Source organism: Arthrobacter sp. D3-18, assembly GCF_054408525.1.
Map to the genome: position 1 here is coordinate 3,348,609 of NZ_CP096440.1, position 14,141 is coordinate 3,362,749.

Here is a 14,141-nt window from a genome sequence, read left to right on the forward strand (position 1 = left end):
TAGGCCACACCGGCGCGTAAGTTACACGCGCGAGTAATGTACACCGGCGCGCGAGCTACACCCGCAAGAAAGCTCGGGGCGTTATACCGCGGGCTTCCGCCACATCACGGCCAGCGCCAGCACCACAGCACTGAGGCCAAGCATCACCAGGACCATAATCCCCCAGTTCGCCTGATTCACGCCGGGGCCATAGAGCACGCCGATCAGTACAGTCGCGGTGATGGCCCCAAGGTAACGGCACGTCTGGAAGATCCCGGCGGCCACTCCCCTTTCTTCGGGGCGGGCGGAAACGTAAAGGCCTTGGTTGGAAGCGGTGCTCACCACGCCATACGGCACCCCCATCAATGCGGTCAGTACGAACACCAGCGGAGCCCACAGGGTCATGGTGAGGAACCCGAGCGTGCCGGCCGCAATGGTCAGGATCAACACCCCGGTGATCAGTACGGAACGCACGCCGAACCGCTCAATAAGCCGCACGGTCAGTGGCGTCACCACAACCGACAACGCCGCAAGGGGCAGCATCAGCAGGCCCACCACACCGGCGTCGTAATTCCCCGCCTCCTGCAGCAACTGCGGAAGCCCGAAGAACGCAAAGTAGTAGACGCCGCTGAACACGACGAACAGCAGGTAGACCAGTAGCAGCGGACGGTTCCGGCCCAGCAAGCGAAGGTCCAGGAACGGCGGCTGGAAACGCAGCTCGCGCCAGGCGAACAGCGCGCCGATCACCGTGGCGGCGCCCAGCAGATACCAGCGGTATCCGGGCATCACGTTGAGCAGCGCCATCATGGCCAGCATCAGCGAAGTGACGAACGCGAGGATGCCGGGGATGTCGGAATCGCGGATTAGCTGCCCGAGCTTGCCGGTCTCGCGCCCGGAATCCACCGGTGCCACCTTGTACACCACGATCATTGCCAACAAGGCGATGGGCACATTGATCGCGAACAACGCCTGCCACCCCACCAAACTCACCAAGAGCCCGCCCACCACGGGGCCCACAGCCGCAGCCGACGTGTTCGCCATCTGGATCCGGCCCAACGGACGCGTGGACGGCAGGTTAGCCAGCCGGCTCAACTCGGTGACCATCACGACGGCGGACGGGTACGCCGTCGCGGTCCCTACAGCCATGAGCGCGCGGGCCACGCAGACCAACGCGAAGTTGGGCAGGAACGGTGCGATGGCGCACGTGACCGCAACCAACGCCATGCCAAACATGAACAGTCGGCGCGGACCGAAACGGTCGGCCAGCCGGCCCATGAGAGGCTGGCCCGCCGCGGACGCGAGATAGAACGACGTGATCACCCAAGTGACAGTGGCGACGTCGAGCTCGAAATGCTCCCGCAGAACCACCAGCGCCACAGCAATCATGGACGAGTTCAACGGGTTCAGTGCCGTCCCGAGGCTCAGCGCGGCGATCGCAAGGCCGGGGTGGGGTTTATTGGCGGTCACCCGTCTAAGTCTGCTCCATGGTTGCTTCGGGTCACGAAACAGGTTCGCTGGGCGGACTTCGAGCTACTGCTTCTTGTCTCAGCTCTCAAGATTCGGCAACCACGGATTCGCAGGCAAGGTAACCAGACGGAGTTCAGGCAAAGAGCCAGTGAGAACCTGATAGCTCTTGGTCGCTGTACTCACAGCGTCGATGTTGTCCTGCCGGGTTGCTTCGATGAGCCCGGCCCAAACTTCCAGGTACCGTGAGTGGGATTGCAGGACTCGCCCCGACTCTTGGTGTGAACCCGGCCATGTGGAAGCCGCGGCAGGACTACACAACTTGTAGAGGAGTTGCTGGGAAGGTAAGCCCAACGACGGCCAATCGCTCACCAGTTTGGTCAGTGTCTGGGGGGACTCCATACCAAGGTTGACGAGGTCCATCAGCAAATGGGCGCCGAGCCGGATGATACCCAACGAGCGGCGGAGCTCGTCGATATCTTTCGCCCCGCCAAACATGAACAGGCGATCCGACTTATTGTTTGGATTATCGAACTGTATGAGGGCCAGCAAAGTCTTCTTGAGCGTGTGGTTGGAGTACAGCGGAGTCCTGATGCCATACCGGTACTTCAGAACAGAATCAAGGGCGTCATTGGCCGGCAAAGTTTGCCCAACGGCACTTTCCAAGTGACCCAGCTGGATCAGGAGCCTGTCTCTGGCTCCGGATAATTGGGCAACGGCACCGGCAATGGCCGCAGCACCCGCCCGGAAAGTCACTCCGGCACTTGAATAGGGTGTGGTTTCCGCAGAGGGAAAAGCAGTAATTTTTCCACTCCATCCGGCGGCTACCTGTTCCTTAGCTCCGCCACCCTCGGCAGCCCACCACAATTGGACAAGCTGGTCCTCTCTGGACGGGTCCGACGTCATGGCAGCAAGGGCCGCGACGACGGGTGGACATGACCGCTCCGTAATCCGATCCGCCAACTGCAGCAGGCTGATGCTGAACTGCGGCAGTTCAGCGATTTTTGCCAGGCCGGCGCCAAGCAAGGCTGCAACCGCACCGACCTCCCGCTCGCCATTCGCTGAGTACTTCACACATGCAACAAGAAGTCTCATCGCGTGGGGAAGATCCCCCAGCCGGAAGGCTGCCAGCGCGCCAATGAGATACGGCGTAGCCCTGTACGGATACTTTTCAACACTGGCCAAAGCGTCACGAAGGGAATCGTCAAACCAGCCATGGGACAGGGCCGTTGCGGCCCGCTGACACAGTTCGTTGCCAGCCGTCTCAGTAGGACGTTGAAGGACTTCGATGAGCTGGGAACCCTGGTCCATGATCGTAGTCAAAGAATCCAGAACAGGCTTCAGGTCCAGGGCTGGTTTGGGGTCTCTCTTCGGCCCGACTCCCATGGCGTCAAAGCCTACGTCCACTACTGCACCCACCACCCTGTCTTCGAATTCCTTTTCCAGGTCTCCAAAGAAGTCTTCAAACATGGCCCGTCGCCTCCGGGATATGCGGTCCAAAACGGCAGTGATACCCGCATTAGAACACCGGGGAACCCGGCGCACAAGAACCCTCCGCTCCCCGCCATTTACAGTAGGGCAGTCTCGTAATTCTCAATCAGCTACGCCGTGCTCCCCAGGCCACGAGAAGCTGGTGTCTTAAGGCGTGTTTCGGCGGTGAACTCTTAATGAATCATCGCGGAACGCTCACGCACACATGCCCGCGGTGGGAGGGTGCCCCGGCGTGGGCGCAGCGATGATCCAGCAAAATTTGCTTACTCCTCGAAGTGCGTGGTGATCTTCCCCGACGAGACTGCAGAGATGATCGACTTCGCCAAATGCCGCAGCTTGATGTTGCGGTTGCTGGACGCGGTGCGGAGGATGGTGAAGGCCTCGTCCTGGCTGCAATGGTTCTGCGCCATGATTGCCCCTACGGCAAGGTCGATCACCGTGCGGGACTGCATGGCCGCTGCGAGATCGTTCCGGGCATCACTGAGCTGCGCGATCTTCAGGGCGAGCCGCAACGACTTTGAGGCGTGGGACGCAAAAACTTCAGCCCGCTCAATATCGTCATCGCTGAAGGCATCCGGCTGCTCCGAGTAAAGGTTCAACGCAGCACGTGTATCGCCTTCCACCAAGAGTGGGACGCTGAGGATGGACCGCAGGCCTGAATGCGAGGCAGCCTGCACATACTCCGGCCAACGGTGCTCCCGAAGAAGATCGCGCACCATTACGGCGGTGAGCTTGTCCATGGCGGTGAGGCAAGGGCCATCAAAGTCGTTTTGGAGCTCATCCATCGCTCTGGCGCGATCATCACTGCTGGCTGCGGTGGCCGACTTCTTACGACGCAATACAGTGATGCCACAAAAGACGGGTGTTTCCGGGTGCGAGAGGCTTTCGGCGGAGAAAGCCGCGAGATCGCCGAGAAAAGCTTCGACATCTTCGCTGCCCAGGACTAGATCCAAAAAGTATCCATTCTGGAGAGCTTCCTGCTCAGGGCGGGGGTTGACCATGCACGTTCCTACTGACTGAAATGCGTCCCCAGCAGACAGCAAAGGAGCGAATATTGCCGCCCTCTGCAAAACGGTCTGGCAATACCTTATCCTCCAACGATCACCGGTACAAAGTGCGGCCCGAGTGGGCTTGACCTGCGGATACATGAGTGGCGAAGAGGCGTTTGTCAACCCCGGGAAGGGTTTCGTATGCTCACGGAAGTAAGTAGGCTTACTAATGCAATCCGAGATCCGGAATACGGACCATTCGTGCAAAGGAGTCGTTCTGATGGGCGTAGAAGACAGCATCCGCAAGGCCACCGAAAACGCGATGGAAGATCTGGCAGGCACCTCCGACCCTGTCGACGACGGGCATGTCCCCGAGCCGGGCGACAAAGACGACGACATCCAGGTCCACTCCTCCATCAGCGAAGGCTCCAACGCCATGGATGAGGACCTCTCTCCGAATGACACCCAGCGGAGCCGCACCGCGACAGGTGACGCGCCAAGGCACCGCGACGCTGGCGCGAACGACACTGGCACGCACCACGGCGGCACGCACGACGGCGGGACTCGCCAGGACGCCGAAACTGACGCTGACGTTTCTTCAGGCTCCGGCGACGTGTCAGGCCCGGCGGGTTTGCCGAGCGGCGACCCTGATGACCTACGCGCCGACCCCTCAGAAGGTGGCGGCGACCCGTCGACGAGCATGGGCCGCGGCTAAGGAACAGCGCTAGGAAGCCGCTGCAGTCGAGCCCCTCACCACCAGTTCCGTTCCCAGTTCAATCCGCTGCGGCAACTCCTCGTCACCTTCCAGGTGGCGAAGGAGTGCGCGCATGGCAGTTTCAGCCATCTGGACCACTGGCTGGCGGATGGTAGTGAGGCCGGGCTCGATCCACTCGGCGGCCGGGATATCGTCAAAGCCGATAATGGAGAGATCCTCCGGAATGCGAAGTCCAGCGGATCGGGCCGCCCGATACGCGCCGAGGGCCTGAGCGTCGTTGCCGGTGAAGATTGCGGTGGGCCGGTTCTTTAGCGCCAGCAAGGCTTCGGTTCCCCGCGCGCCGGACTCAGTGGAGAAGTCGCCCGGCACCATGAGCGCAGGATCGGCCTCGATTCCCCCTCGCCGCAAAGCAGCCACGTACCCATCCTCTCGGGCACTGCTGCACTGCAGATCCTCACGGCCGCCAATCATGCCTATTCGGGTGTGACCGAGCTTCAGCAGGTGTTCGGTGGCCGAGAATGCACCGTCCCAGTTCGCAGCGCCAACAGTCATGAGGTCCGGCCCCGGCTGCCCCACAGGATCGATCAGGATCACGGGAATGCCGAGGGATTTGATGCGCTGGATCTGCTTGGAGTCCAGTTCGTAAACGGCAAGTAACACGCCGTCGGACTTGCGCTCCGCCAGGTTGGCCAGCCATGGACGGATCCGCGAACCGTCCAACGACAGGCTGCTGACCACGGTCCCGTAACCGGCCTCCTGGGCCACGCGTTCCACGCCCTCGATGATCTCGCACGCCCACTCCGAGCCCATTCCGGGAAACACCAAGTCAATGAGCCCAGCCTTCTTGCTGCGCTTGGCAGGTCGGCGGGCGTAGTCGCGCTTGGCAATAATTTCTTCAACTTTGGCGCGGGTAGCCGCGGCGACGTGGGCGTGGCCATTGAGGACTTTGGAAACCGTGGGCACGGACACCCCGGCCTCCCGCGCGATCTCACTGATCGTTGCCCGCCCTGAATCCTGCTTGGCCACCATGGTCCCCACTTCCAGCCGGAATCTATGTCCCGGCGATAACAGTTTCGGAAAGTTCCCACGCCTGAATCCGGCCGCACATGCCGTAGATCCTGCGGGTTTTCCGTTCGCCCATCGTAGTCCTCGCCTCCTGCAAGTAGAAACTTTCCAATGACCCGAGAGAATCCAACTGCTGCCCCGTCACGACGGCCTGCCGCTCCGCTCCCCCCATGAGAAGGTCACGCCAATTTGCAGTCTTGGCGCTCACCAACCGTGCCGCTGCGGCGTGGAAATCAGTCAGTGCCGCGACTCCCGATTCCAACACGGCAGCCTTCAGCTCCAAATACCCCTCCAACGCCAGATCACGACGACGGCGCGCAGCCGCCTCGGCTGCCACGTCACCGCCGTCGGCGTCTCTTGACTTCAGAGTCGCGGCGCGCGAGTAAGCGTCGACGTCCACCAGATGCTCCGCCGGGAAGGTCAGGACGGCGTCACCATTCTCCGGCAACCCGGCATTCTGCATAATGACGAGCACCCTGAGGTCGCCACTGTCATTGATGGCGCGGTGGATGGTGCCGGGCGTAAACCAGACAACAGTCCCCGGCGCCAGCGATGTAGAGGTAAAGCCCCGCGAATCCAGCGACTCCAAGCGGCCAAACCCTTGCTGCACCACATAAGCCTCCGTCGACGCCGTATGCATATGCGGGGAGCCGCCGGCCGCGCCGTCCAAGCCGGGCCAGTCATAGATACTGACCTCGGACACCGCTGTGGCACCCGGGAAAGAGTTGCACATCTCAGGCCCAGGCATTCAGCGCGGACTTTGCGGCGTCGGCGAGTGCGGCGGCTCGCTCGTCCTCAAGCGCGCCATCTGCGATCACGACGGCGTACCGGTATGTGAGTGGTTCGCTCACCTTCAACGGGACCACCTCGCTGAAGAACGGGGCCGAGCCGAGGCAGGCGAACATGGAGGAGCGGGCGAACCATTGGTTGGAGGCGCCCGGGTTGGCTTGGTCCTCGACGAACAGGATGCTGGACTTTCGGCACGTGACGTCATGCTGGCCGGTGAACGCGATCCAGGGTGAGCGTGTGCCCATGAAATCGTCCGCACCGGTTCCGTTTGCTGATTGGAACTTACCGCCGGTGAAGGATCGGGGGCCGCGCCAGAACAACCCTCCATAGCCTGCGTTGTCGCGGCCTTCCGTGGTGGGGCTGCCAATGTCGATCTGTCCGCCGGAGACGTTGTCCATGGTGGTTTCGAAAAGAAGCGTCCACACGTTTTCGGCGGGCAGGAGTTGGATGGCGAAGCGACGCTGCTCCCTGATCAGGGGTTCAGCTTCCTGTCCGGCCTCGTGCGGCTGGGCTGTCCAGAGCAGCGTTTCCGCCGCCATAACTGAGGTCTCCGAGTCTTCGATGCTGGTGAACGCCTCGTGTTTCATGGCCCCGTTGTTGTCCAGGTTGGCGTAGCCGGTTTCCCGGGTGTACGTGGCTCCGCCCCAGAAGTTGTGCTCGCCGACGTTGGGCAGCGCCCAGGAAAGACCTTTGTGCCATACGTGGTCCCACGGCCGGGAAATGGTGACGTCGTCCCCTTCCAGGGTGGTTAACGGGTGGAAATACGGGCGGGGGCTCTCGTACTGGTCATCGCTGGGGAGGTAGGTGTAGCTGGCGATGTCCTGGTTTCCGACAGTGAAGGTCAGGGAGCGGCCGTCGTCGGTGTAGCTGAGGGTCTCGGTCAAGGTGGATTCAGGTGCTTTTGTCATGGGGCTCTCTCCGTTGAGTGAAGGTTCTAGGCGCGGGCTGTAGTGGCCAGGACGCGGGTGCCTTGACCCTCGCCGTCCATGCCTTCGTAGAAAGGGTGACCGGGGACGATGTCTCCGCGTCGCACGGACTGTCCGGTGAACGCCGAGGCGTAAATCGCGGCAGCGAACTCCAGTGTTTGCCGTGCTGAATCCGCGCCGGCTGGGAGCGGCAGTCCGGCGTCGAGCGCGTCATACATGGCGAGGAACTGGGCGGAGTGTCCGCTTCCCCGCTCCAACGGCTGCCCGGTCCAGATGCGCGAAACAGCGTCCTCGTGCCCGGGTGCCGCGGTGATGGTCCAGTCCTTGGTGCTGTAGCCGTAGAGGTGGCTGAGTTCGATCGTGGCGAATTCGCAGTCGATGCGGATGTCTGAGGTTTCCCGCGGTGAGAGCAGCGAGTTGATCACGGTGGCAGCGGCGCCATTTTCGAAGCGGACCAGCGCGGCGGAGAAGTCCTCGGTTGACGTGGCACGGGCCTGGCGCGAGGCGATGGCGTTGACCTCTTCCCATGGGCCGAGCAGGTGGAGGAGAAGATCGAATTGGTGGATGCCGTGCCCCATGGTCGGCCCGCCGCCCTCTGCCGCCCAAGTGCCACGCCATGGGAGCTCAAAGTACTCGTCGGGGCGGTACCAGAGGGTGTCGCAGCGGGCCACGAGCGGACGCCCAAAGTCGCTGCCGCCGATCAAGTTCCGCGCCGCAGCCGACGCGTCGCCGAAGCGGTGCTGGAACACGCAAGAGAACTGCGCGCCACCCTTCGCCTCCGCTTTATTGAGGCGGTCGAAGTCGGCCAAACTGAGGGCTGGGGGCTTCTCGGAAAGGGCGTGCACCCCGGCCTCAAGGCACTCGATCGCTTGGTCGATGTGCATCATGGGCGGCGTGCAGAGGTGCACGACGTCCGGCTTGGACTCAGCCAGCAACTCCGTGAGGCTCTGGTAGCGGCCTTCTATTCCGTGCTCTTCGGCGAAGGCTTGGAGTCGTGCGTCGTCAACGTCGCATGCGGCCACCAGCTCGGCCCGGTTGTCTGTGCGGGCCAGGTTTGATGCGTGCACTGCCGCGATCCCGCCTGTGCCCACGATGGCCACTCTGTACTTCTGCATCTGAGTTTCTCCAAGTCTTCATTGATCATGTCCGAAAGTTTCTGATTATGAGCGGCAATCTGTCGCGCTGCATCTTTGATCGATCACTCAACGCTAGGGATATTGTTCTGATAAATCAACATATTTTGGCCCTAGAAACTAATTCAAAGTTTCTGATAGTTTCTAAAAATCATCTTCAGCATCCAAGGAGAAGCCTGTGAGCACCGGCGCCGCCGATCAGCAAGCACTTGCCCGTAAACCCGCATCAGACATCGTCGAGCACCTCATCCGTGAGATGACCCTCGAGGAAAAGCTCGCGCAGCTGGTGGGAGTGTGGGTCAACGCCTCCACTGACGGCGATTCCGCGGCTCCGCTACAAAGCCAAATGGCCGGTGACACGCGTTCCTGGGAGGACATCATCGCCAACGGTCTCGGGCAGATCACCCGCATGTACGGGACTGTTCCCTTGGAGCCTTCAGAAGGCGCCCGCCGCCTCGCCGCCGCCCAGGAACAGATCATGGCCGCGTCCCGTTTTGGGATACCGGCACAGGTCCACGAAGAATGCCTGGCCGGTCTGGCCGCATGGAAGGCGACGGCTTTCCCCGTACCGCTCGCGTGGGGTGCTACGTTCAACCCGGCCTTGGTGCGGGAGATGGCTTCACGGATCGGGACCAGCATGCGGACCTTGGGCGTTCACCAAGGTTTGGCTCCCGTGCTCGATGTTGTGCGTGATCTCCGTTGGGGCCGCGTGGAGGAAACCATCGGCGAGGACCCGTACTTGGTAGGGACGGTTGCAACTGCCTACGTCCAAGGCCTGGAATCCGCCGGAATCGTGTCCACGCTCAAACACTTCGTGGGCTACTCAGCATCCCAAGCCGGCCGCAACCACGCTCCCGTCTCCATGGGCCCCCGTGAAATCGCCGACGTGATGCTCCCGCCGTTTGAAATGGCGATCCGTCACGGCGGTGCGCGTTCGGTAATGCACGCCTATACCGACGTCGACGGCGTACCGGCCGCCGCGAATCGCACCCTTCTGACCGGGCTGCTTCGTGAGGACTGGGGCTTCGGCGGTACGGTGGTGGCCGACTACTTCGGCGTTGCCTTCCTGGACATCACGCACGGAGTAGCCGCAAACTCCGGTGACGCTGCTGTGCTGGCATTGCGGGCCGGCGTCGACGTTGAACTTCCTACCGTCAATTGTTTCGGTGAGCCGCTGCTTCGTCGCATCCGCGAGGGTGCCCTGGACGAGTCGGTGGTTGACGATGCACTGCGCCGGGTCCTCACGCAGAAGGCCGAGGCTGGGTTGTTGTCGCCGGACTTTTCCGCCGTTCCCCCGGTGTTGGCCGGTGTGAATGGAATTGAGCTGGATCCTGCGGAGAACCGGGCGTTGGCGCGGCAGTTGGCCGCTCAGTCCCTGGTGCTGTTGAGCAATCGGGAGTTCATGGGTACTCCGGCGCTGCCCCTCGATGTGGTTTCGAACGGTTCGCTGGGCGTTGTGGGACCGTTGGCCGAGGACCCCTTCGCGATGCTGGGCTGCTACTCCTTCGACGCCCATGTTGGTGCGTCGCACCCGGAGGTGCCCATGGGTATATCTGTTCCTTCGGTTGCGGCTGTTGCAGCTGAACGGTTCAGGAGTGTGCTCACCTCCGTCACCGGTAATTGCGAAGCTGCCACCGACGAGCAGATCGCCGAAGCGTGCCGGATAGCATCCTCCGTGGACACGTGTGTGGTGGTAGTCGGGGACAACGCCGGACTGTTTGGCCGTGGCACCTCGGGCGAGGGAAACGACGCCGCCGACCTCCGCCTTCCCGGCGACCAGCATCGGATGCTGGACGGTGTTCTCTCCGCATGCGAGGCGTCCGGGACACGAGCCGTGGTGGTGGTGCTCAGCGGACGACCCTATGCCTTGGGCGACTTCATTGACCGTGCCGACGCTATTGTCCAGGGGTTCTTCCCCGGCGAAGAAGGCGGCGAGGCACTCTGGGACCTGCTCACCGGCGTCGTCAATCCATCCGGCAAGCTGCCCGTATCCGTTCCGCGCTCCCCCGGCGGTCAACCCGGTACCTACCTACATTCCAAGCTCGCAGGACCCAGCGGGGTCAGTGCGCTGGACCCCTCGCCACTGTTCGCTTTCGGGCACGGATTGTCCTTTACGACATTTGAGTTGACCGGTCACCAATGCAGCGCACCCACAATGTCGACGTCGGACTCGGTCACCGTCAGCTGTACGGTCACGAACACCGGGACCCGTGGCGGCGCCGAGATCGTTCAACTTTACTTGGAGGATCCGGTGGGTGAAGTGGTTCGCCCGGTCCGCGAGTTGATCGGCTACGCCCGCGTCGAACTGGACGCCGGCGCGTCCGCCGTCGTGGATTTTGTGGTTCACGCGGACCGCACGTCCTTCACGGGGTTGGACCTTCAGCGCGTCGTGACTCCCGGGCTAGTGAAGCTGCACGTTTCCACGTCCAGCACGTCCGACGCCGCTTCCCATGAGGTGATCCTGCATGGGCCTCGACGCATTGTGGGGTTCGAACGCGAAATGTTGACTCCGGCGAAGGTGCGGCAGGGATAGCGTGGCGTCGCCACCCCCTTTGGATTCCTAGGGGCTCTAATTCAGCCGTTTATGGTTGATTTGATGCCCTGCTTATTTCAAAGAAGGTGGTGAAGGCACCGCTCTGCTGCAGCTAGGCTTCGGAGATGCTTCCCCACCCGACAGCCCGCCTCCGCTTTCGCGAGATGACACTCGATGACCTGGACGAGATGAGCTCGATGCTCGGCGACCCTGCAGTGATGACGTACTACCCGGCTCCCAAAACGAGGGATGAAGCAGCGGCGTGGATTGAGTGGAACCAGACGAATTACGCTCGCGACGGTTTTGGGTTGTGGATTGTGGAAACGCACGACGGCGGGTTCGTCGGCGACTGCGGGCTGACGTGGCAACAAGTCAACGGGCGGTCCGAGCTCGAAGTCGGTTACCACGTTCGCCGGGATCTGCAGGGCCGGGGTTATGCAACGGAGGCGGCCTTAGCATGCCTGGAACTTGTGCGGGATGTTCTCAGGGTTGGTCGCCTAGTGGCGATTATCCACCCGGACAACGTAGCCTCGCGCCGAGTGGCTGAGCGGCTAGGAATGCGGCAGCTTGAGGACGATCGGGGCGCGGAGTTGGTGCGGACGGTGATGGGTGTCGAGTTTGGTTAGCGGCTGTGCCTTGCCCACCCGCTTTGGATCCTGAGAGCTTGGAAAGCACCCTATATCGGTTGAATGGCCCGCGTCGCGGGTTCAAAGAGGGTCAGGAAGCCACACCATCAGAGCCTCAAGCGAACCGGACGTCCGTATCGGGGTCCTTGCGGGTGTCCAGCATGCTGATGATCTTGCTTTCAAGCGCGGCGACGGTTGCCTCAGGGAGGACGATCAGGCCATCGAGTTCCTTACGTGCACGCTTGTACGCCGTTTGACGTTCGGCGGGGGTTGCTGCGGTGTCTTCAGCAATGCGGAGCAGCTTTCTTGCCGTAGCCAATCGCTGCCGTTCCGGGCCGCTGAAGTTGCCGTCCTTGATGCGCCTGGCTTCCCGTTCGGCAACGTCGAAAGCGAGTTCAAAGCTGTGGACAGCTGCTCGATACTCAGCCAAGCGCGCCGGCGTCGTAATGTCCTCCGCTGCTGCGGGGCGTAAGCCGTCGGCTTCTTTTTTTGCCCTGAGGAACGCGACTGTAAGGGGTTCGCGGACGTCCGTCATGAGCGGGAAATCAATGAGGTTGCCTACGTCGAGCTCGTACTCCAGCCATCGGTGGTTCACGGAGTCATGTGCGGCCATCAACGAGACCACCTCTGCTTGATTGGCTTCCTCATGGACCGCCAGTTGGTTCCGTAATTTGAGCAACTCAACCTTGCGCCGGTGCCGCTCCTCGCTGGCCTTGGACCACGACCTTGCCCAGCCACCAGCCATCCCGCCGATAGGAAAAATGAGCCACCAGTAACTGCCAAGGAAGTCGAAGAGGGGTTCCACTGGTCCATCCTCCCATCAGCTTTGACCGGGCCTCAACAGGACCCGGCAAATCGGACTAGTTGGTGACGTTGAGGGGCTTCGTGGGGAGGACGCAGGATGCCCTCTCGAGTGGAGGCTCGCCCCGCCCAACCCGGTTGTTCTTGCCTGTGTCGTCACACCAATCGACGCCATGGGGCATGGCATTCACAGCCATGACGCCTGGGGCGGAGTTCAAAGGGACTTCCACCGTGAAGGTGAACCCGCCGGCATCCGCCATGGGTGCTGTCGAGTTGAGTACCTCTACCCCAGCCGCGTCAATGAAGACGATACTGATCCGCGCGTCGTCACCGTATCGGGGATCGCACTTGGCATCCGGTGCAGAAACAGTCACTGACTCACCCGGTTTCGCCGAGGACGGACTGACGCTATGTTCCGGCGGCAAACACGGCGGGGCCCCGCCTGCGGAGGGACCGCAACCTGCAGAAGCCAAGGTCACCAACATCGCCGTCGATATCGGCAGGGCCGCGCGTTGAAGCCGACGCAGGGTCAGGCGTGCAGAAGAACTCATGTCCCCATTGTTGCCACGGTGGACGACTGAGGTTCCTGATTCCCATGAATGACCACCGGATTGTTGCAGGAGCACCTGAGCGGGTCTGCCGTCAGGGCCATAGCCGGCTATCGCCGTCGTACCTTACCGCTACGATTCCCGTATGGACCAGCGACTGCATTTTCTTACGTTCGCCACAAAGGACCTCGACGCCGCGCGAGCCTTCTACAAGGACGGGCTCGGTTGGGATCCGACCATGGATGTTCCCGGCGAGATCCTTTTCTTCCAAGTTGCGCCCGGACTGATGCTCGGCCTCTTTGACGCCGAAAAGTTCGATCAGGACCTCGGCGCACCAGCCTCAACGCCAGGTGTCAGCGGCGTGACACTTTCACACAACGTCGGCAGCCGTGCTGAGGTGTCCAGCACCATCGACGCCCTGGCAGCGGCCGGTGCCACTGTGGTGAAACCCGCCCAATGCGGGGCGTTTGGCGGCATCTTCCACGGTCACGTGAAGGACCCGAATGGGATTGTTTGGGAAATCGCGCACAACCCCGGTTGGGGCATAAACGACGACGGCACAGTGGTTTTCGGATGAGTGCCACACCGCCGACCTTGGCTGAAGATGCCATCCAGCTCGATCCCCGAATGCAGTTCGACGCCTTTCTGGACGAGCACCGCAGAGCCCTCAATGAGTGCTTGGACGGGCTCACGGAGGAGCAAGCGCGGCGCTCTTTGGTGTCTTCCCGAACAACACTTCTGGGTTTGGTGAAACACGTGACCTTTGTGGAGAAGGTGTGGTTCGACGAAGCCATCACTTCTCGGCCGCGGAGCGAGATTGGCATCCCGGCCACGCCTGACGAGTCGTTCATTCTGGACGACGAAGACACCATTGCCAGTATTCAGGCAGCGCATCGAGAGGCGTGCGAAGCCTCCAGACGGGCGGCCGCTCCCCTTGGACTCGATGACCTGGTGCTGGGCAACCGACGCGGTCCGCTGCCCCTCAGATGGGTGTACCTGCACATGCTCCGCGAGCTCGCACAGCACTGCGGTCACGCCGATATCCTGCGTGAGCAGATCACCCGGTAACCGCTCGCTCTAAT

At 61.9% G+C, this 14,141-nt stretch carries 14 protein-coding genes; 5 read left to right on the forward strand and 9 right to left on the reverse strand.

Features of this window, described 5'->3' with window-relative positions; all coding sequences use genetic code 11:
- Positions 1–81: 81 nt before the first annotated feature.
- From M1D89_RS17490 to M1D89_RS17500, 3 genes are all read right to left on the reverse strand, one after another.
- Entirely contained in the window at positions 82–1,446 is a 1,365-nt protein-coding gene (locus M1D89_RS17490) for an MFS transporter (protein ID WP_498645423.1), read from the reverse strand.
- Positions 1,447–1,524: 78 nt separating this feature from the next.
- Positions 1,525–2,913 carry a hypothetical protein gene (locus M1D89_RS17495; RefSeq protein ID WP_498645425.1) on the reverse strand — a complete coding sequence of 463 codons (1,389 nt, stop codon included), beginning with the start codon at positions 2,911–2,913 and terminating at the stop codon, positions 1,525–1,527.
- Positions 2,914–3,197: 284 nt separating this feature from the next.
- Positions 3,198–3,935, reverse strand: coding sequence for a GAF and ANTAR domain-containing protein (locus M1D89_RS17500; RefSeq protein ID WP_498645427.1), 738 nt, complete (start codon positions 3,933–3,935; stop codon positions 3,198–3,200).
- A gap of 268 nt (positions 3,936–4,203) precedes the next feature.
- On the opposite strand from M1D89_RS17500, the gene M1D89_RS17505 reads away from it, so the two are divergent.
- Complete coding sequence (locus M1D89_RS17505; RefSeq protein WP_498645429.1) at positions 4,204–4,638, forward strand: hypothetical protein; 435 nt, start codon at positions 4,204–4,206, stop codon at positions 4,636–4,638.
- Between the two features lie 9 nt (positions 4,639–4,647).
- Here M1D89_RS17505 and M1D89_RS17510 read toward each other — a convergent pair whose 3' ends face one another.
- From M1D89_RS17510 to M1D89_RS17525, 4 genes are read right to left on the reverse strand one after another with little or no spacing between them, the layout of a single operon-like run.
- Positions 4,648–5,667 carry a LacI family DNA-binding transcriptional regulator gene (locus tag M1D89_RS17510; protein WP_498645431.1) on the reverse strand — a complete coding sequence of 340 codons (1,020 nt, stop codon included), beginning with the start codon at positions 5,665–5,667 and terminating at the stop codon, positions 4,648–4,650.
- A gap of 22 nt (positions 5,668–5,689) precedes the next feature.
- On the reverse strand, positions 5,690–6,451 hold the full coding sequence (locus M1D89_RS17515) for a cupin domain-containing protein (protein WP_498645433.1): 762 nt from the start codon (positions 6,449–6,451) through the stop codon (positions 5,690–5,692).
- Complete coding sequence (locus M1D89_RS17520) at positions 6,438–7,400, reverse strand: DUF6807 domain-containing protein (RefSeq protein WP_498645436.1); 963 nt, start codon at positions 7,398–7,400, stop codon at positions 6,438–6,440. The genes M1D89_RS17515 and M1D89_RS17520 overlap by 14 nt, the downstream gene beginning before the upstream one ends.
- Positions 7,401–7,426: 26 nt before the next feature.
- Positions 7,427–8,533: a Gfo/Idh/MocA family protein gene (locus M1D89_RS17525; RefSeq protein WP_498645439.1), complete on the reverse strand. Its 1,107-nt coding sequence runs from the start codon at positions 8,531–8,533 to the stop codon at positions 7,427–7,429.
- A 196-nt stretch (positions 8,534–8,729) separates the two neighbouring features.
- Between M1D89_RS17525 and M1D89_RS17530 the strand changes: the two genes are divergently transcribed.
- The gene (locus tag M1D89_RS17530) at positions 8,730–11,084 is read left to right on the forward strand and encodes a glycoside hydrolase family 3 N-terminal domain-containing protein (protein ID WP_498645441.1); all 2,355 of its coding nucleotides are present in this window, start codon (positions 8,730–8,732) and stop codon (positions 11,082–11,084) included.
- Positions 11,085–11,209: 125 nt separating this feature from the next.
- A complete protein-coding gene (locus M1D89_RS17535) occupies positions 11,210–11,710 on the forward strand; it encodes a GNAT family N-acetyltransferase (protein ID WP_498645443.1) in 501 nt (166 codons plus the stop codon).
- A gap of 115 nt (positions 11,711–11,825) precedes the next feature.
- On the opposite strand, the gene M1D89_RS17540 is transcribed toward M1D89_RS17535, so the two are convergent.
- Positions 11,826–12,515: a hypothetical protein gene (locus tag M1D89_RS17540; RefSeq protein ID WP_498645445.1), complete on the reverse strand. Its 690-nt coding sequence runs from the start codon at positions 12,513–12,515 to the stop codon at positions 11,826–11,828.
- Positions 12,516–12,570: 55 nt separating this feature from the next.
- A complete protein-coding gene (locus tag M1D89_RS17545; protein ID WP_498645447.1) occupies positions 12,571–13,062 on the reverse strand; it encodes a hypothetical protein in 492 nt (163 codons plus the stop codon).
- Between the two features lie 142 nt (positions 13,063–13,204).
- Between M1D89_RS17545 and M1D89_RS17550 the strand changes: the two genes are divergently transcribed.
- Both M1D89_RS17550 and M1D89_RS17555 read left to right on the forward strand, forming a co-directional pair.
- Positions 13,205–13,636: a VOC family protein gene (locus M1D89_RS17550; RefSeq protein ID WP_498645449.1), complete on the forward strand. Its 432-nt coding sequence runs from the start codon at positions 13,205–13,207 to the stop codon at positions 13,634–13,636.
- Positions 13,633–14,127: a DinB family protein gene (locus M1D89_RS17555; RefSeq protein ID WP_498645451.1), complete on the forward strand. Its 495-nt coding sequence runs from the start codon at positions 13,633–13,635 to the stop codon at positions 14,125–14,127. Before M1D89_RS17550 ends, M1D89_RS17555 begins: the two co-directional genes overlap by 4 nt.
- The last annotated feature ends 14 nt before the right edge of the window (positions 14,128–14,141 follow it).

Bases quoted from the DNA above. Each gene is read 5' to 3' on its own strand.
- M1D89_RS17495 (WP_498645425.1), bottom strand. From the start codon at position 2,913: ATGTTTGAAGACTTCTTTGGAGACCTGGAAAAGGAATTCGAAGACAGG.
- M1D89_RS17500 (WP_498645427.1), bottom strand. From the start codon at position 3,935: ATGGTCAACCCCCGCCCTGAGCAGGAAGCTCTCCAGAATGGATACTTT.
- M1D89_RS17505 (WP_498645429.1), top strand. From the start codon at position 4,204: ATGGGCGTAGAAGACAGCATCCGCAAGGCCACCGAAAACGCGATGGAA.
- M1D89_RS17510 (WP_498645431.1), bottom strand. From the start codon at position 5,667: ATGGTGGCCAAGCAGGATTCAGGGCGGGCAACGATCAGTGAGATCGCG.
- M1D89_RS17515 (WP_498645433.1), bottom strand. From the start codon at position 6,451: ATGCCTGGGCCTGAGATGTGCAACTCTTTCCCGGGTGCCACAGCGGTG.
- M1D89_RS17520 (WP_498645436.1), bottom strand. From the start codon at position 7,400: ATGACAAAAGCACCTGAATCCACCTTGACCGAGACCCTCAGCTACACC.
- M1D89_RS17525 (WP_498645439.1), bottom strand. From the start codon at position 8,533: ATGCAGAAGTACAGAGTGGCCATCGTGGGCACAGGCGGGATCGCGGCA.
- M1D89_RS17535 (WP_498645443.1), top strand. From the start codon at position 11,210: ATGCTTCCCCACCCGACAGCCCGCCTCCGCTTTCGCGAGATGACACTC.
- M1D89_RS17545 (WP_498645447.1), bottom strand. From the start codon at position 13,062: ATGAGTTCTTCTGCACGCCTGACCCTGCGTCGGCTTCAACGCGCGGCC.
- M1D89_RS17550 (WP_498645449.1), top strand. From the start codon at position 13,205: ATGGACCAGCGACTGCATTTTCTTACGTTCGCCACAAAGGACCTCGAC.
- M1D89_RS17555 (WP_498645451.1), top strand. From the start codon at position 13,633: ATGAGTGCCACACCGCCGACCTTGGCTGAAGATGCCATCCAGCTCGAT.